This window comes from Massilia sp. LMS1-1-1.1 (genome assembly GCF_040815535.1).
Lineage (GTDB): Bacteria > Pseudomonadota > Gammaproteobacteria > Burkholderiales > Burkholderiaceae_D > Janthinobacterium > Janthinobacterium aestuarii.
On the sequence record NZ_JBFPNG010000037.1, the window covers coordinates 1 to 265 of the forward strand.

The following is a 265-nucleotide window of genomic DNA, read 5'->3' on the forward strand; positions in this document are numbered from 1 at the left end:
TATCGGCTGTTTAATTAAGAAGAAACAGTAGTCGTAGTAGTTCCGCGTTGGGGCTGTAGCTCAGCTGGTTAGAGCACCGTGTTGATAACGCGGGGGTCGTTGGTTCGAGTCCAACCAGCCCTACCAGTACAAATTCCCGGGGGATTAGCTCAGCTGGGAGAGCACCTGCTTTGCAAGCAGGGGGTCGTCGGTTCGATCCCGTCATCCTCCACCAAAGTTTTACTCGAAAGTGCAAACGTAAGCCGGTCAACAAGACTGTGGTTTA

2 tRNA genes are annotated in these 265 nt (G+C 52.1%); both read left to right on the forward strand.

Annotated features, from left to right (window positions below):
* Positions 1-49 precede the first annotated feature (49 nt).
* A tRNA-Ile gene (locus MRBLMS1_RS21925) sits at positions 50-126 on the forward strand.
* Between the two features lie 12 nt (positions 127-138).
* Positions 139-214: transfer RNA gene (locus MRBLMS1_RS21930), tRNA-Ala, on the forward strand.
* Positions 215-265: the final 51 nt, after the last annotated feature.